At 63.5% G+C, this 17,889-nt stretch carries 12 protein-coding genes; 1 reads left to right on the plus strand and 11 read right to left on the minus strand.

Annotated features, from left to right (window positions below):
• Positions 1-214 precede the first annotated feature (214 nt).
• On the plus strand, positions 215-1,522 hold the full coding sequence (locus tag KUW18_RS07800; RefSeq protein WP_206941427.1) for a DUF2252 domain-containing protein: 1,308 nt from the start codon (positions 215-217) through the stop codon (positions 1,520-1,522).
• 26 nt (positions 1,523-1,548) lie between these two features.
• Here the strand turns inward: KUW18_RS07800 and KUW18_RS07805 are convergent, their stop codons facing one another.
• The 11 genes from KUW18_RS07805 to KUW18_RS07855 all read right to left on the minus strand — a co-directional run bounded on the left by KUW18_RS07805 (position 1,549) and on the right by KUW18_RS07855 (position 17,882).
• Positions 1,549-2,412, minus strand: coding sequence for an SDR family NAD(P)-dependent oxidoreductase (locus KUW18_RS07805; RefSeq protein WP_206941425.1), 864 nt, complete (start codon positions 2,410-2,412; stop codon positions 1,549-1,551).
• 87 nt (positions 2,413-2,499) lie between these two features.
• On the minus strand, positions 2,500-4,524 hold the full coding sequence (locus KUW18_RS07810) for an alkyl/aryl-sulfatase (protein WP_242520757.1): 2,025 nt from the start codon (positions 4,522-4,524) through the stop codon (positions 2,500-2,502).
• A 67-nt stretch (positions 4,525-4,591) separates the two neighbouring features.
• Entirely contained in the window at positions 4,592-6,481 is a 1,890-nt protein-coding gene (locus KUW18_RS07815; protein ID WP_206941423.1) for a DUF1302 domain-containing protein, read from the minus strand.
• Between the two features lie 59 nt (positions 6,482-6,540).
• Complete coding sequence (locus KUW18_RS07820; RefSeq protein WP_206941422.1) at positions 6,541-8,496, minus strand: acyl-CoA synthetase; 1,956 nt, start codon at positions 8,494-8,496, stop codon at positions 6,541-6,543.
• 72 nt (positions 8,497-8,568) lie between these two features.
• Positions 8,569-10,008 carry a coniferyl aldehyde dehydrogenase gene (locus KUW18_RS07825; RefSeq protein ID WP_206941421.1) on the minus strand — a complete coding sequence of 480 codons (1,440 nt, stop codon included), beginning with the start codon at positions 10,006-10,008 and terminating at the stop codon, positions 8,569-8,571.
• On the minus strand, positions 10,005-11,828 hold the full coding sequence (locus KUW18_RS07830) for a GMC oxidoreductase (RefSeq protein WP_242520756.1): 1,824 nt from the start codon (positions 11,826-11,828) through the stop codon (positions 10,005-10,007). The genes KUW18_RS07825 and KUW18_RS07830 overlap by 4 nt, the downstream gene beginning before the upstream one ends.
• A gap of 83 nt (positions 11,829-11,911) precedes the next feature.
• The gene (locus KUW18_RS07835) at positions 11,912-12,937 is read right to left on the minus strand and encodes an AraC family transcriptional regulator (protein ID WP_206941420.1); all 1,026 of its coding nucleotides are present in this window, start codon (positions 12,935-12,937) and stop codon (positions 11,912-11,914) included.
• A 131-nt stretch (positions 12,938-13,068) separates the two neighbouring features.
• Positions 13,069-14,601 carry a malonate--CoA ligase gene (locus KUW18_RS07840; protein ID WP_206941419.1) on the minus strand — a complete coding sequence of 511 codons (1,533 nt, stop codon included), beginning with the start codon at positions 14,599-14,601 and terminating at the stop codon, positions 13,069-13,071.
• Complete coding sequence (locus KUW18_RS07845; RefSeq protein WP_206941418.1) at positions 14,598-15,953, minus strand: malonyl-CoA decarboxylase; 1,356 nt, start codon at positions 15,951-15,953, stop codon at positions 14,598-14,600. The genes KUW18_RS07840 and KUW18_RS07845 overlap by 4 nt, the downstream gene beginning before the upstream one ends.
• Before the next feature lie 28 nt (positions 15,954-15,981).
• Complete coding sequence (locus KUW18_RS07850) at positions 15,982-17,331, minus strand: TRAP transporter large permease (RefSeq protein WP_206941417.1); 1,350 nt, start codon at positions 17,329-17,331, stop codon at positions 15,982-15,984.
• Positions 17,331-17,882 (minus strand): TRAP transporter small permease, encoded by a 552-nt coding sequence (locus tag KUW18_RS07855; RefSeq protein WP_206941415.1) that lies wholly within the window; start codon positions 17,880-17,882, stop codon positions 17,331-17,333. Before KUW18_RS07855 ends, KUW18_RS07850 begins: the two co-directional genes overlap by 1 nt.
• Between the last annotated feature and the right edge of the window lie 7 nt (positions 17,883-17,889).

Raw genomic sequence — 17,889 nt, forward strand, 5'->3', positions numbered from 1 at the left:
CCGCCAACCATTGACGATGGGGTTGTCGAGCGTGTCGCCCCGGCGCCTGGTCGGCGTTGGCTGGTGAGACGGCATGTCCGGCTCCCGAAAGGTATGCTTGATGACGCGTCTATTCGCGCCTTGAGGCCAGGACTGGCCAAAAGCGGCACTCTCTGAAAACTCACTGGACGGCATCGTCTGCCGATGACGTCTGTCAGCTGCCGAGGAGACTGGCATGTCACTTCCCCTGACTCGCCACCATCGACCGCGCCAGGTCATGGAGGCCATCCACACGGCCAACGCGCACCTTGATGCGGATGACCAGCGCACCAAGTACGCCAAGATCGCGGCGTCTCCCTACGCCTTCTTTCGGGGCACCAATCATCTTTACTGGGCGGATGTCTGGCACGACTGGCGCTTCTCTCTCTTCGGTGGCCAGGTGGACACGCAGACATGGTTGCAGGGCGATGCCCACGCCTACAACTTCGGCGCCTATGGCCACCATGACGATCGCGTGCGATATGGCATGGACGACTTCGACGATGCGCTGATCGGGGACTATCAGTATGACCTGTGGCGCCTGTCCATCAGCCTGGTGCTGGATGCCGAGGAGAATGGCGTCTCGCGCAAGACATTGAGGCGTGGTCTCAAGCATCTGGTGCTCAGCTACCACAAGACCCTGGCGACGTATCGCGCGGGAGAGTCGCCGGGGCATGTCAGTGTCGATACCGCCAAGGGGCCGCTCAAGCCCTTCATGCAGAAGGTGGAACGCAAGAAAAGTCGGGCCAAGATGCTCGACAAGTGGACCGTGCAGGAGGAAACCGGGCGCAGGCTGCAGCGTGAAGGCAAGCTGATCAACTTGCCTGCCCATCTGGATAGTCAGCTGCGCAAGGCCATCAATGAAGAGTACCGCAGTACCCTGAAAGGTGAGCTGAGTGACGCGGAGGACGCGCACTTTTCCGTCAAGGATACCGCCAGGCGGATCGATGCCGGTACCGGGTCGCTGGGCCTCGAGCGCTTCTACGTATTGATCGAGGGAGGCAAGGATCACGAGCACGACGATGTCATTCTCGACGTCAAGGAGCAGCCGGGGCCAGCGGGGCTAGTACTCATGAGCAGCGCGGGCAAGCGAGCCTGGAAAGCCACCTTTCCCCACGAAGGCGCCCGTCACGCCGCCGCCTTTCGAGCCATTGCCGAACACCCCGACATCTATCTGGGGTGGCTGCACCTGGGCGACAAGGTGTTCTCGGTGCGTGAGCGGTCTCCCTACAAAGAGGACTTTCCGACCCACAAGCTCGACAGCGGCAAGGCGTATCGGCAGCTGGTGAAGCAGTGGGGAGCGATTCTGGCTCGGGAGCATCTACGCGGAGCAGCGGCGCTCACGCCTGACGACCCTGGGCGCTTTGCCCGTGCGGTCGGTCGCCAGGTTGACGGTCAGCTGGACAGCGTCGTGGAAATGGTGAGTACCCTGTCCCTGAGCTATGCCCGCTGCGTGGCTCAGGACCATCAGACCTTTGTGGAAGCACAGGCCGCAGCCACCTGACCCTCGCCAGCGTTGAGGCGCACGACCTAACCGATCTGTCGCTGCAGGCCGTCGTCGGGGCCCTGATAGACCCGTTCGACGGTGCGCCTCATCAGCCTGCGCGACAGGCTCGGCAGCAGTCGCATGCCCAGGGTCGCCAGGCGCGCCTTGCGGGTCGGCACGATCAGGAAGTCGCCCTGGGCCAGCCCAGCCATGATGTCGTCGGCGATGGCGTCGACGCTGGCCTTGGGAATGGACAGCGTCTGGGCGCGGTTTTCCGGGGTGCGGCCCTGTTCGAGCTGATCCACCATCGGGGAGTCGAATTCGCCGGGGCAGGCCAGTTGGACGCGAATGCCACGCGGCGAGAGTTCGTAGTAGAGCGATTCGGTCAAACCCACCAGGGCGTGTTTGCTGGCGCAGTAGGGGGTATAGCCAAAGACGCCCGTGAGGCCAGCCACCGAGGCGATATTGATCAGCCAGGCCGTGGGCGCGCCGGTGCTGGTGTCGTTGTTGCTGCCGGCGACCAGATGGGGCAATGCCGCCCGGGTGGCGTTGAGCGGTCCGAAGTAGTTGACCTCCATGACCTCGCGAAAGTCGTTGTCGGTCAAGGTCTCGAAGTAGCCCTCGCGCAGGATGCCGGCGCAGTTGATCAGGCCATCGATGCCCTCTGTTCTGGCGGCAATGGCGTCCATGCCGCTGCGTGTAGCGGCCGCATCGGTCACGTCCAGAGCCTCAATCTCGACCACGGCGGAGGGCCGTGCGGCGATGAGTGAACGCTGGGCGCTTTCCAGACGCGCCCGTTGGCGCGCCACCAGAGTGACGCGGGCGCCTTTATCCAGCAGTCTGCCGGCCAGTGCCAGCCCAAGCCCGGAGGAGCCTCCGGTGATGACGATATGACGTTGCTTGAACATGCTCTCTCTCCTGCTTGCCAAATGAAGGCCCGGGTGACCGCCCGGGCGTTCGCACCTCGTGACTGTTATTGCGTTGTCATTACGCTGCTAGTGGCTGGCAGAAGCAGCCTCCGAGGCGTTGGCGGGGGTGGCGGAAGTGGCAATCGGGAAGGTGGGGCTGAAGGTATCCATCAGGGCAAAGAGGGTCTGCAATGTTTGCAGGTCACCCTGTGGGGTCACACGCCCTGCGGCGATTTCATCGCCCAGGGACGTCTGCTGCAGCAACACACGGTTCAGCACATCTCGGGACAGGGTGAGGCTCAGATCGGCGTCATCACCGGTGGCGTCGCGACGGTGACGCAGGACGCCGTTGGCCAGGCTCAACCGGTAGTGGCGATCGCTGTCACTGAAGTGCCAGTCGATAGCGAGGCGCGTGGCGGCTGCGCGGGGACCATTGAGACGAACCGCCAGCAGGTCGAAGACCTGCTCGATCGGCAGCGCAGCGATCATGTCCGGGGAGGCGGTGGTGACCGCATTGGCGGTGTCGATGCCGTTGCGCAGTTCCCGGGCTCCGGTCAGGTAGATGTTGCGCCAGGGGCCCGACTCGGTCTGGTAGCCGAGCTGTTCGAAGACGTCCGCCTGTAGCTCACGGGCCTCGGCAAGTTGCGGTTGGGCCTGCACCAGATGATCGAGCAGCATCGCCGCCCAGCGGTAGTCGCCTTGCTCAACGGCGGACTGGCCAAGGGCCAGCACGGCGTCGGCGCCACCCAATGCCTCGACATAGCGCTGTCCCGCCGGCACCGGAGGCAGCGGGTTCAGTGTGGCGGGATTGCCGCTCCAGAAGCCCAGGTAACGTTGGTAGATGCCCTTCACGTTATGGGTGACGGTGCCGTAGTAGCCGCGATTGAACCACTCCTGCGCCAGGCTATCCGGCAGCTGGATTGCCTCGGCAATTTCATCGCGTTTGTAGCCCAGGTTGGCCAGCCGAAGGGTCTGGTCGTGCAGGTACTTGATCGCATCGCGCTGCTTCTCGATGTAGTTGCGAACATTGTCCTGGCCCCAGCGCGGCCAGTAGTGGGAGGTGAACACCACATCCGAGCGATTCCCGAACAGGCTGAGGGTGTCGTCCAGGGCACCGGCCCAGGCCAGGGCATCGCGCACCTTGGCGCCGCGTGGTGTCAGCATATTGTGCATCGAGGCGTTGAGGTTCTCTGCCGCCATCAGCGCGCGGTGCTGGGGAAAGTAGAACATCATCTCGGCATCGGCTTCGGTGGAGGGCGTCAGCTGGAACTCGATCTCGACACCATCGACGGTCAGCGTCTGGCCGCTGGCGGTAATCTCCTCGGTGGGCTCGATCAGGGTGAAGGTGCCCCTGGCGACGCCCTTGCCAAGGCCGTTGTCGACCTGCTGACGAGGCCCTCTCGGCAGGCCCATGGCGTGCATGTACTGAGAACGTCGGCTCATGGTGTTGCCCAGCAGCACCATCTCACTGGCGACGTGTTCGGTGAAATGTTCGGGGGCGATGACCCTTACTTCCCCCGCATCCACCTGCTGCTGGCTGATCACCCCCTTGACCCCGCCGAAGTGGTCGGGATGAGAGTGGGTGTAGATCACGGCAGTGACAGGTCGTTGGCCAAGCTCCTGATTGACCAGTGCCATGGCGGCCTCTGCGGGCTCTGTCATGGTCATCGGATCGATCACGATCCAGCCGGTGTCGCCACGAATCACGCTCATGGTGGTGAGATCGAAGCCGCGCACCTGGTAGATGCCATCGACCACTTCGTAGAGACCGGGGGTATTGTTGAGCTGCGCCTGGCGCCACAGGCTCGGGTTGACGCTGTGGGGCGCCTCGCCGTTGAGGAATTCCTGGTAGACCGCGACGTCCCAGACCACGTGACCGTCGTCAGCCTGGATCTTGAGATCCGGCGTGGCCTTGATCAGTCCGCGTCCGGCATCGTCGAAGTCGGCCCGGTCAGAGAAATCGAGAGAGTCCAGCACGGCCTGATGGGCGGCGATGGTGTCATCACTGGCGGGCTTGGGTGCAATGGCGTCCGCCGCGTAAACGCAGGGCATGTAGCTGGCGAAGGCAACGGCTGAGGCCAGCAGGGTGCGGCGCAGGGAGCGAGACATCATGACGATATCCTCTTTTGGTCGTGTGTAGGGTGATGGTTGTCGTGGTCCTGAGTGCTGGCGCCAACGGTCAGAAGTCGACCCTGAGGCTCGCCGTCAGATAGTCAAAGTCGGTATCTGCATAGGGGGTGTTGCCGCTGCCGCTCCAGCTCACCTCGGCGTGGTAGCGCTCCTGGAAGTCCGCTTGCAGGCCAAGGCTGCCGAACAGCCGGTCTTCGACGAAGTTGAGGTCATAGGACCAGCCGGAAACGTCATGGCCAAACAGGGCGTAGGGCGTCAGCGTCAGCCCCGGCAGCACATTGGGGTAAATCAGCTGACCGCGCAGACGATAGCCCCACGAAAAATCGCTGGCGTAGCCGTCCCCGGAGCAGCCGCGACCCTTGTAGGCAGGGTTGGCGGTCGCGATGGTGCAACCCGCTTCGCTGCCCTGGGCCAGGTCGGTGCCAAACAAATCGCCCTTGGCATAGCGACGCTCGTCCAGGCTTGGCAGGTCGTGGACATACTTCATGCCGGCTTCGCCCACCAGCACCAGCGCCTTGGCACCCAACACGTCCGGTACCGGCTGGATAGCGCCCAGGGTCAGTTGGGACACGTCGTAGCGGTCAAAACCTCGAAAGACATCGCCTGCTGCGGTGTCGCGGGCGGCCTGAGCCAGGGTGATGTCCTGGCCAATGGCGCCGGACAGGAATTCAGGATCGGCGATGAAGGCCGCGATCAGGTCTGCGGTGGCCAGCTGCAACGGCTGGTCATGACGAAAGCTGTACTCGCCGAACACTCGCGTGGCTTGACCGAACTTGGTGTGAAAGCCCAACCCGAAGACCTGGATATCCTCTGGGTAGTCAGCGAAGTACTGCATGTTGCGTGAGCGGTCATAGCTTGAGTCGGTCGGCGGACGCCAGCCCGGCGACAGGCCGTTGTCATCGGTGCCGGTGTAGCTGTCGGAGATGACGCTGGCGTAGGGGCGGCGGGAGTGGATGTTCATGGCGTAGCCGGAGAAGGTGGTATCCGCACTGGGCGAGTAGCTCAGGCGCAGGCCGAACTGGCCTTCATCCTCCGGCGTGTCGTCCGGGCCTCGGTCGACATACAAATCTCCCTGGTAGCCTGCCCGGTCATTGGGCCCCCGGGGGACCGCACCACCACAGCCATCGGCGATGTAGTCGTAAGAACTGAAGGCGGTGCCGCAGCCATCGAGCACCGACTTGTCCCAGTCGAGCTGGTAGAAGGCCCCCAGCTCCCAGCGTGGTGTCAGGGCCAGCTCTGCCGATAGCAGCGTGGTCGCCAGGCGCAGGTTGTCGCCCGGCATGCGCAGCGCCGCCGGGCGGTAGGGATTGATGGTATTGACCCCGTTGATGAAGAACTTGCTCTCTCCCCAGGGCAGGTACTGATCGCCGAGGGTCAGGTGGAGATCGTGGCCCGCAGGGGCGAAGTCCCCGTAGACGTAGGCTTCGGTGAACGTCGTGCCCTTGAAGCGTGACAGGCGATGAAAGCGGTGGTCATCGAGGGGTTCGTTGCGCTCGTAGCCATTGGCCAGACTGCCGAACGGAACGCTGTGGTGCTGCTGGTGGATGTCATACCAGGCCTTGCCGGCAATCCGAGCCCCGACGTTGCGATAGTCGAGATCCAGCTGGGTCGCCAGGATCACCGGTGTGGAGGCCAGCTCGCGATCGGCATAGTTGGCACGACCATCATCGATGTTGCGTGCCCCCGTGGGGTTGTAGCCAGTGGCGCCAGGGTCGGCTGCCTCGGCGTTACCCTGGAACAGAAAGTCCTGGTCGGAAGATTCGGCACGCCAGATGGCGCCGACACTGAGCGAGCCGGAAAGCTTGGCGTGAATCTCGCCGACGTCGCCCTCCAGGGCGTCAGCGTCAGGGACGCACAGGAGGCCCGGCAGGGTGGCCAAGGACAGGCACAGGGCCGTCCGGCGCATGCCGCTGGCATGCGCTGCAGAAGTGAGTGGCATGGTTCGCCTCTTGGTCTTGTCGTTATCGTTATGGGAGCTGCGATACCGTCATGTCGTGGCTATTCCCGGGCAGGATAGCGACGCCACAGGCAGGGAATCGGGTAGGCTGCCAGTCGCTGTTCAAGCTCGCTGGCGTCAACGTTGTCGGGCAGCTGGACATCGGCGACCAGCCCAAGGGCGGCGTCCTGGCGAGCGCTGATCCGGGCCACCCCCGCGCCGAGCAGAGTATCGGCGACCGACTGGTAGACCCGTGCGACCGCATCCTGGCGCAGCGCAGGCTTGAACACCTTGCCCACGGCGGTCAGCGGGATCGTGTCCATGAACCAGATGTTCTTGGGGATCGCGGCCTTCTCTGCCAGGTGCGCCTGGCAGTGACTGAGCAAGGCCTCTTCGCCGACCTCTCGACCTGGCTGCAGGCTGACATAGGCCACCGGGAGTTCACCGACCCGGTCGCAGGGCTTGCCCACTGCGGCAGCCATCTGTACCGAGGGGTGACGGTAGAGGACATCTTCGATCAGCTGTGGGTCGATGTTGTGGCCGCCTCGGATGATCAAGTCCTTGGCGCGGCCGGTGATCCAGATGTAGCCATCCCGATCCTGGCGGGCCAGGTCACCGGTGTTGAACCAGCCCTCCTCGACCCAGATGCCACGGTTCTGTTCAGGCTGGCGATAGCCAGCGAAGACGTTGGGGCCTCGGATCACCAGGGTGCCGATGTCGTCGACCTCACAGTCACGCAGGTAGCGGCCGTGGTCGTCCAGCGTGACCACCCTGGCGCCGGTGTAGGGCAGGGCCAGGCCGACGGACCCGGTGCGGCGCTCGCCTGCCAGGGGGTTGGCCATGCTGCCGCAGGTGCCCTCGGTCATGCCGAAGCCCTCGATCAGGACGATCCCCGTCAACTCCTCGAAGTGCCCGTGAACCGCTCGGGGCAAGGGCGCACCACCGCTGAGTGCGCTGGTGAGACTGGACACATCGGCGTCACCAAAGGGCACCTCAAGCAGTCGTGAGTAGATCGCCGGGACCGCGCTGAAGAAGGTGACCTGGTAACGCTCCACCAGTGACCAGAAGCCCTCGGCCAGCCCTGGCGTGCGGAAGCCTGCCGGCGTTGCCAACAGCACCTCAGCGCCGATCATCAGCGGGCCTAGCCCGGTGATCAGCACCGCGTTGACATGAAACAGCGGCAGCCCGCACAGGATCACCGCATCATCGGCATGGCGGAACAGCATCTGCATCATGGCGGCGTTGGCCACCTCGTTGGCGTGGCTGTGAGGCGCCAGCTTGGGCAGCCCGGTGGTGCCCCCGGTATGGAACAACGAGGCACGGTCGCTGGCACGAATCCGGCGTCCGCTGACCAGGTGGTCATCAGGGGCACGCTCGAGGCAGGCGTCGAAGTCGGCACACCAGTCCTCATCGGGGAGTGGCAGCGTCTGACGCAAGGCGACGGCCTCTGCCTCGGGCAGAAACTGCGCCGCGTCCACATACAGGACCTTGGTGAGGGTAGGGACCTGGTCCCTGATGGCCTCGACCTTGGCCCAGATGTCGCTGCCGGGAAAGGGGGCCAGGGCAACCAGAACGCGGGTGCCCGCGGCCTTCATGATGCCGGCAATGTGCTCGGGCTCGAGCATCGGGTTGATCGGATTGACCACTCCTGCGGCTTCCGCCCCCCACAGGGTGAAGTGGGTCTGCGGCAGGCTTGGCAGCAGGAACGAGACGACCGTGTCCCGGTCGATGCCAAGGGCATGAAAGGCATTGGCCGCCTGCAGGGTGCGGGCGAGAAAGTCGCGGTAGCGATAGCAGTGGCTGCTGTCGTCATCGGGCGTCATGACGAAGCGAAGGGCGACAGCGTCGGGCATTCGGCGAGCGCTGTCGGCAATCACATCTAGCGTGCTTTCGGGCAGGCCCAGGGATTCCCAGGGCGTCTGCTCGATGACCTCGATGTCGCCTCGGTCCCGGATCAACGGGAAGCCCTGGATGTGAGCGAGGTAGGAGGGCAGCTCAGGGATGCCAGCGGTGGTCATGTCGGGGCTCCAGATCGTTTCGACGGGGCAGGTAATACCGTCATCACAAGCCTGCGCTGCATGGGGTCATCCCTAGCGCGCCAGCCATTGCATCAGCTTGAGGACCTTGTGGGTGGTCTTGGTGTAGGGCGGTATCAGCGGTTTCATGCTGTCGAAGGGCCCCTGGCGATACATCGGGCGCAGTTTCGAAAAGGTGATGAAGCCATCGCGCCCGTGATAGTGGCCCATGCCGCTGTCGCCGATGCCGCCAAAGGGAAGGTCATGCTGGCCGACGTGCAGCAAGGCATGATTGACCGAGACCCCTCCCGACTGGATTCGCTCGATATAGCGATCCACCAGAGCCGTGTCCCGGGAGAAGGGATAGAGCGCAAGAGGGCGAGGCCGAGCATTGATGTAGTCGATGACCTCCTGTGGCTCGCGGTAGGTCATCACGGGCAGCAGCGGGCCGAAGATCTCGCGCTGCATGATCTGCATGTCATCGGCCACGTCCAGCACCAGGTGGGGGGCGAACTTGCGCGTGGCCGGATCACTGCCCTGTTGTGACAGTCGAATGACTCGCGCGCCCTTGGCCTCGGCATCGTCCAGGGTGGCCTGAAGACGCTGATAGGAGGTCTCGTCGATGATCGAGGTGTAGTCCGGGCTTGCCAGGTCGGGGTAACGCTGGTGAACGATGGCCTTGGCAGCATCCACCAGGGCATCCAGCGTCCCTTCAGGCACAAACAGGTAGTCCACCGTGGTGCAGATTTGACCTGCGTTGAGCAGTTTGACGAACAGCAGCCGTCTGGCAGCCTCTTCCAATGGAAAATCCGGGGCGAGTATCGCCGGAGCCTTGCCCCCCAGCTCCAGGGTGACAGGTGTCAGGTTCTCGGCGGCGTTGGCCATCACCTTGCGTCCGGTGGCGGTGGAGCCGGTGAAGACCAGGTGATCGAAGGGCAGCCGGCTAAAATGTGGCCCAAGCATGCCATCATCGGCGAAGAATCTGAGCTTGTCCGCGGCAAAGTAGCTTGGGCAGATATCGATCAGCAGCTGGGTCAGGCGAGGCGAGCGATCCGACATCTTGACCAGCGCGCGATTGCCGGCGGCAAAGATGCCGATCAGCGGGGCCAGGCTCAGGTTGAGCGGGAAGTTCCAGGGTACCAGCACGCCGACCACCCCCAGCGGCTGAGGGATGACCCTGTTGCGGGCGCCAAAGTAGAGACTGTGATCGACCCGTCGACGCTGGGGCCGCATCCATGACTTGAGATGCTTGATGGCATCCTTGATGTCGCTGAGTACCACCACAAATTCGCAGAACAGGGTTTCTTCCCGAGCGCGATTGCCGAAATCGTCGCTGATCGCCTGGACAATGGCCTCCTGGTGGTCCTGGATCATCCTGGCCAGGGCGCGCAGGTGCTGCACGCGTGCCTGATAGTCGGGCACAGGGTCTGCCAAATAGGCCTGCCGCTGCAGGGTGAAGGCCGCGTTCAGGTCATCCTGGGTCGCATCGTCGTGGGAGGCGAGTGGCGCGTTCATAGGTCGGCTCCGGCGTGTTCGCTCGTCGTAGGGGAAGGGCTGGCGCCGTCGCTGGCGATGAGGTCGTGCAGGTCCCCGCTACCGTCCAGGGATGAGCTGGAACCCGGCAGGGGAGCTGAAAAATGGACGCGCCGAACGCTGGCGGCCCGCGCCTGATCAAACACAGGGGCGTTGGCCCAGGCGTACTCGGCCAGGGCGAGGATGGTCAGCGACGGGTTGACCCCCAGGTTGCCGGGAATCAGCGAGCCGTCGATGACGCGCAGGTTGTGATAGCCAAAGACGTGGCCACGGTCATCGACCACCCCGTTGTCGGCATCGGTACCGATGGCGACGCCGCCCATCAGGTGAGCCGTGCTGGGAGCACCGGACAGGACCTCGGTAGCCACATTGCCGGCATCGCCGCCGCCAGCGGCGGCGACATAGTGCCGAGCGGCCTTGTGGGCGATGGGAAAGTAGTTGGTCAGGGCCCGATCGCCCTTGTCCTGGTAGACCGACCAGCCTGGGGCAAAGGCGCTATACCAGGGACGATGGCTTTTCAGGTGGACGTAGGTATCCCGCGTCTGCATCACCAGAAAGATGATCGAGTGGCGGGACTTGCCCACCGGGTTGAGCATGCGCAGCGTCTTGAGCGGCTGGCGCAGGATGTTGATCAACATGCTGACAGAGCGTGGCACCTGGCCTTGGGCGTCGGTCAGCGGCACGGCGCTCTGCAGGGCAAAGGTCGCGTCACCGTAGCGAGGAAAGCGGTTGATCTCGATGCGGGTCTCGTCGTCAGGGTCGAACATCGAGGTGATGGTCGGGCCATGGCAGATTTCCTGGGGCTGGCCCTGCCCATCGGCAAACCGGGCGGTGTTGACGATAAGGGTCTCGGAATTGGTGCGCACCTCCCGTCCCAGCCGCGACGATAGCCGGGGGAGAGTCTTGTCCTGATCCCTGGCCTTGAGCAGCAGGGGGATGGTGCCGAACACCCCGGCGGATAGCACCAGCCCTCGGCACCTCAGTCGATAGGGCTTCTTGGCGAAGCGGGCGGTCGAGGATTGTACGGTGATCTCGTAGCCGGCACTGCCATCACGCTCTCCGCGATCGGTGGCCAGCGGCTCGATACGGGTGACTTCGCTCTCGGCACGAATCTCGACGCCGTTACGCTCGGCAAACCACAGGTAGTTCTTGACCAGCGTGTTCTTGGCGTTGTGGCGACAGCCCATGGTGCAGCCACCGCAATAGCGACAGCTGTTACGTGTGGGGCCGTCCCCGGAGAAGTAGGGATCGCCACGTCCGGCACCGCTGCCATCGGCGGGGTCTTCAGGGAACAACACACCCGTGTTGACGGTCTGGTAGGTGGCCTCACGGCCCATGCGCCTGGCGGTTTCCTTGAGGGCGTGATCCGCGGCATTCTCGTAGTGGCTCTTGGTGACCCCGAGCATGCGCTGGGCCAGCCCGTAGTAGGGCATCAGGCGATCTTTCCAGTCGTGATGCACCCGGGTCCAGGATTCGGCGGCAAAGACCTCATCCTTGGGAATCAGATGGACATTGGCGTAGACCAGTGAGCCGCCGCCCACCCCGACGCCATGCAGGGCGGTGATCTTGCGGGTCAGGCTGATCTGCAGGTTGCCTGTCAGCCCAAGCTTGGGAGCCCACAGAAACTTCTTGAGATTCCAGGAGTTATCCGAGAACTCCTGGTCCTTCCAGCGCCGTCCTTTTTCCAGCATCAAGACCCGATGTCCCTGCTCCGACAGGCGCAGGGCGCTGACGGAACCACCGAAGCCGGTGCCGATGATGATCTGGTCGAAGTCGAAGTGCGCTTGCTCGCTGGCAGACATGGCCGGGTCCCCCTGCTCGTCTCGTTATTGTCATGCCCGAGCATAGTGAAGGCGGGAGGCCACAGATTGACCGAAGGCGCGTGTTACTTGACAAATGACGCAATATTGGCCGTTTCAGCCTTATGCTTTCGTCGCCATTGGGCAGGACTCTCGCCCATGACGCGCTTGAAACTGCGAGTCAATGCGCTGAGCTGGCTATAGCCCAGCAGGTCGGCGATCTCGGTGAGGCTAAGGTGGGTGTCCAGCATATACACCTGAGCGCTGCGCATGCGGACCCGGTCCAGCAAGTGCTGAAAGCTGAGGCCTCGCTTGAGCAGCCGGTCCTGCAGCGTGCGCGGTGGGACATCCAGCGCCGTGGCCACCGCCTCCAGGCTGACCTGATCCAGCGGCAGCAGGTTGGTGATGATCCACTCCACCTTGCTTTCGATATCGTCCCAGCGGTGACGATGCAGCAAGGAGTTGATCAGTCTGCGCAGCGCGGGGCTGCCCCCGGCAATCGCGTGGTCAAGGCAATGCCGGTCGAAGACCAGGGTGTTCTCCGGATGGTTGAAGCGCAGGGCGGCATGGAATTGCTGGGTGTAGGGTTCCAGGTCCTTGGGCTCTTCGCCACACAGGTAGACGGCGCGCAGCTTGATCGGTTCGCCATACAGGAAGGTGAGGATGTTGTAGGCCCCCATCAGGGTGTTGTCGTTATGCTGGCGTGATGGCCTGATGTAGCCGGGAACCCGATAGGTGAAGTGATAGTGGGCCTGGTCGTCGCGCTCTTCCAGTCTGACCTCAAGGCCCTGTACATGCCGACCGATCTGATCGGCAATGGTGACCATGGCCTCACGCAGGGTGTCGCACTGCTGAATCAGCAGACCCACCATGCCCAGCATGGAAATGTTCTGGTGGCGTCCCAGCAGCAGGCCGAAATGGCGACAGCCGCTGAGCTGAGCGCCCAGCTCGAGCAAGTCGATCTTGGTCGCCACCGGAATAAGGCGGTCGGGGCGGTCAAGGTAGTCGCCAGGCAAGGACAGGCGAGCCAGCGCCTGATGGGCACTGCCTCCCAACTCGCTGAGCAGGGTCGGATAGCCGGTCAGAGCAGCAGCACGCACCATAGGCTGCATGGAGGGTCTCCACAACGTTGGTGGGTGTGAGTATATATGGGCGCCGAGACTCCCGCGAACGCTCAACGGCGCCCAATGGGGCGCCGTTGTGGGGTGTTATGAATGAACGAGCATAGGGGAACAGATGGCGCCTATGAGCTGGCCGCGTAGGTATCCTTGAAGCGCTCTCTGAGTTGGTTCTTCTGCACCTTGCCCATGGTGTTGCGTGGCAGGCTGTCGACAAAGAACACCCGCTTCGGCTGCTTGTAGCGCGCAAGCTTGTCGGCCAGCGCGGCAATGATCTCGGTTTCCTGCGGTGTGGCGCCTTCTGCCGGGACGACCACGGCGGTGACGCCCTCGCCCAGATCCGGGTGGGGTAGCCCGATGACCGCTGATTCGAGCACGCCGCCGAGCTCGTCGATATGGCCCTCGACCTCCTTGGGGTAGACGTTGTAGCCCCCGGAGATCACCAGGTCCTTGTCCCGTCCGACGATCTGCACATAGCCTCGCTCGTCGATCAACGCCAGGTCGCCGGTGATGAAGAAGCCATCGTCCAACAGCTCCTCCGCGGTCTTCTCCGGCATCCGCCAGTATCCCTGAAACACGTTGGGGCCACGCACCTCGAGCATGCCAATCTCGCCCTGGGGCAGCGCGTCATGATGCTTGCCTTCGCGATCGGTAATGCGTACCTCGACCCCCGGCAAGGGCATCCCGACGGTGCCGGCGATGCGCTGGCCGTCATAAGGGTTCGAGGTATTCATGTTGGTTTCGGTCATGCCGTAGCGTTCGAGAATGGCATGGCCCGTGGCCGCCTCGAAGGCCTCATGGGTGTCGGCGGTCAGCGGCGCCGAGCCAGAGGTGAACAGGCGCATATTGGCGGTGGCTTCACGGGTGAGTCGAGGGTCCTTCAGCAGGCGCGTATAGAAGGTCGGCACCCCCATCATGGTGGTGCCCTGTGCCATTTCCTCGAACACCACATCCGCATCGAACTTGGGCAGGAAGCGCATGCTGGCACCGGCCATCAGGATCACGTTGCAGGCCACGAACAGGCCGTGGGTGTGGAAGATCGGCAGGGCATGGATGAGGCGGTCGTCTGCGCTAAAGCGCCAGGCAGACACCAGCGCCTCGGCATTCGACCCAAGGTTGCCGTGGCTGAGCATGGCACCCTTTGAACGACCCGTGGTGCCGGAGGTATACAGGATGGCGGCCAGATCGTTGGCGTCGCGCTCAAGGCAGTCGGTGACGGGGGAGGCCGCGGCGACCACGTCCATCAGTCCGCCGTCGGCGGCAGTGCCCAGCGACACCACACGCACGTCGCCGCAGGATGACGCAACCTGAGTGGCGGCGTCGAGTGAGGCCGGACGGCACACGAACAGCGCGGGCTCGGCGTCGCCGAGAAAATAGCGTATTTCCTCGCTGGTATAGCCGGTGTTGAGCGGCAGGTAGACGGCGCCGACCTTGAGGCTGGCCAGGTAGAGCAAAATGGCCTCGGGGCTCTTGTCGACCTGTACGGCGACTCTGTCCCCCGGGCCGACGCCAAGCTCGACCAGCGCGCCAGCCAGCCGTGCCACCATGTCGAGGGCGTCCGAATAACGGTAATCCCGACCTTCCCGGGTGGTGATGAAGGGGGCATCGCCACGCTCGTGCATGCGTTTTTCAAAGGTGGCAAAGAGGTTGTGGTTCATGTGACGGGATCTCCCTTGAGATGCTTGCGTGCTCGCCGACGCAGGTCCTTGACCTGGGAAGAGCAGGCGACCTTGCCTTCGCTGGAGTAGCGTTCGTGATTGCCCTCGATGTCATCGAGGACGTAAAGGTAATTGACCATCAGGCCGCCGAACTGGGCCAGGCCGCGGCGAGAGGTGTCGCCTAGCCAGTTGATGCGGTGAAGCTCGGCGCCATTGCCGAGATGAAAGCGAGCGACCGAGTTGAGGGGCAGCCCCTTGGGGTTGCGCTCTTTCGTGAGGTAGTGGGCCGCTAGGGGGCGAATGGCCTCGCCCAGGGTCTTGGCGCGCTCCGGGTCTGCCTCCCACCCTTCGCTATCGAGCTCCTTGAGCAGCGTCTGGGTGTCATCGTCCAGCCGGCCATCTTCCCGCTGGCGCTCGGCGTCCAGCCAGGCGCGAAATCCAGGCACGGGAGAGAGGGTGACGAAATGCTTGAGCCTGGGCAGCTCGGCCTTCAGCTCCTGCACCACCTGCTTGATCAAGAAGTTACCGAAGGAGATGCCGCGCAGTCCCACCTGACAGTTGCTGATGCCAAAGAAGGCGGCACTATCGGCATCTTCCGCCTCGATGGCCTCGTGGTTGGCATCGAGAATCGGCTGGATGCGTTCTGGCATACCCTTGGTCAAGGCGACCTCGACGAAGATCAGCGGCTCGTCGCCGATGGCCGGGTGAAAGAAGGCAAAGCAGCGTCGGTCTCGAGCATCCAGGCGGCGGCGCAGATCATTCCAGTCGCAGATCTCGTGTACCGCTTCGTAGCGAATGATTTTCTCCAGCACTGCCGCCGGGGTGTTCCAGTCGATGCGCTTGAGGACCAGAAAACCCCGGTTGAACCAGGAGGCAAACAGGTGGGCAAAGTCATCATCGAGCGCCCTGAGATCCGGGTTGTCCTTGAGCCTGGGCAGCAGATCCTCGCGCATGCGCACCAGATCATGGGTTCCGCCGGTGGTGAGGTTGAGGCGACGCAGCAGCTCCTGCCGTCTGGGCTCGCAGGCCTCGAACAAACGCTGAAGTGCCATGTTGCCGCGCTCGACACGGTAGTCTTGGTAGGCGCGATCCACGGCGTCGGGGTCTGCGGTGAACTCCTCTGTCAGGGTCAGGAAGAAGCGGGTCTTCTCTTCGTCGCCCAGGCGCCCATAGGCATCCAGGGCCTGGCAGGCGAGGGTAATGCTCGATGCTTCGCCGTCGCTTGCCAGCAGTCGATGACAGGCGTCGATGACCTGGGAATGGTCCAGCGGTGGGCCATCGCTACGCCTGCGCAGCAGGGCGTCGCGCTGGGTGATGTTGGACAACAGTTCCTGCAGAAAGCTGAAGTTCATCAGAAACACCTCGTTGGGGCCGAGCCGATCAGCCGGCGGTTTCCATGATCAGGTCCGGCAGCCAGGTGGCAATGCCCGGAAAGATGCATAGAAGGATGATGCCCAGCACCATGCACAGAGCGTAGGGCAGGCTACCGAGCAGAATGTCCTTGAGCGCGATATCTGGGGCTATCCCTTTGATGATGAACAGGTTGAGGCCTACCGGCGGGGTGATCAGGCCAATCTCCAGGTTGATGGTCAGAATGACCGCGAACCAGTAGGGATCAAAGTTGGCCGCCAGAATGATGGGCAGCAGAATCGGCGCCGTCATGACGATGACTGCCACTGGAGGCAGAAAGAAGCCGGCCACCAGCAAAAAGACGTTGATGATGCCCATCAGCACCCATCGATTGACCTCAAGACTGGCGATGGCCTCGGCCACGGTCTGGGTAATGAACAGCGACGACAGCGCATAGGCAAAGATCTCGGCGCAGGCAATGATCAGCATGATCATGACGCTTTCCCGCAGCGCGTCACGCATGATGGTGGTGAGCGGCTTCACCTGCCACATGCGGTAGACCACGATGGCCAGAGCCAGGCACAGGAAGGCACCCGCTCCGGCGGCCTCTGAGGGCGTGGCGACACCACCGTAGAGGGCGAACAGGATGCCGCTGACCACGACCAGGAAGGGTAGCACCCGCACCAGTGCCTTGAGGTTGTGCTCGACGTTACTGGCGACCTTGTCCTTGAGCTCGCGAGCGGCTTCCGCTACTGGGTTGGGGGCGTGATAGCCACCGGCCAGCTTGCAGGCGATAAGGGTCCAGGCCATGAACAGCAGCGCCAGCATGACACCGGGCAAGGCGCCGGCGATGAACAGGCGGCCGATCGACGTCTCGGTGGAAATCCCGTAGACGATCATGGTGACCGAAGGCGGAATCAGGATGCCCAGGGTGCCCCCTGCCGCAACGCACCCCGCGGCGACGCCATCCGGATAGCCGCGCTTGCGCATCTCGGGAATGCCCAGCTTGCCGATGGCTGCGCTGGTGGCCGGAGACGAACCTGATAGCGCTGCGAAGATCGAGCAGGCGCCGATATTGGAGATGGCCAGCCCACCGGGCACCTTGCCGAGCCACAGATCCAGTGAACGGTAGAGGTCTCGTCCGGTGGGGGACGATGCCACGGCCGCCCCCATCAGGATGAACATGGGTATCGCGACGAAGCCGAATGAGGCCAGGCTGCCGAAGAAGGTCTCGCCGAAGTAGGTCAGCTCGCCCATGCCTTGATCAAGCACCAGGGCGGCCAATGAGACCCCGCCCAGGGCGAAGGCGATGGGGGTGCCGATGGCCATCAGCACGAATAGTGCGGTGACAATAAGGATACCGCTGGTGACGGGGTCCATCAGCGCGCTCCTCCCAGAATGTCTGCCAGATACTGGATTGCCAGCAGGGTCGAGCCAAGGGCCAGCGGAACGAGCGCTGGCCACAGCGGAGGATTCCATACCGTGCCGGTGGTCCAGCCGCCGTGGAACGCCTCAAGCAGATACAGCCACGAGCCGTAAGCCAGGGCGATACAGAACCCCAGGCCGCACAGTGCAGCGACCAGGTTCATGGCACTCTTCAGGCCTCCCTTGAGGGCGTCGGGCAGCACGGTGACTGCCACCTGGCCACCGGTGAGCAGCACATAGGGGGAACCCAGCAGCATGGCGCCGGTGATCGAAAAGATGGCGAATTCGGTCTGCCAGGTGGTGCTTTCGCCAAGCAGATAGCGCACGAAGATCATATGACAGACGGCCAGCACGCCCAGCAGCAGTGCAGCCGCCGCGACAACGGCGAAGGCGATGGAGAGCCTGTCCATGCCACGACAGAACGCGCCGATGGGTCCGGCGCTGTGGCGGCGTGATAAGGCAGCAGTCGCGGCCTCGACGTGGGGGGGAGAGTGAGTATGGGACATGGAGCCT

The organism is Halomonas sp. DP5Y7-2 (genome assembly GCF_019802025.1).
Taxonomy (GTDB): Bacteria; Pseudomonadota; Gammaproteobacteria; order Pseudomonadales; family Halomonadaceae; genus Halomonas; species Halomonas litopenaei_A.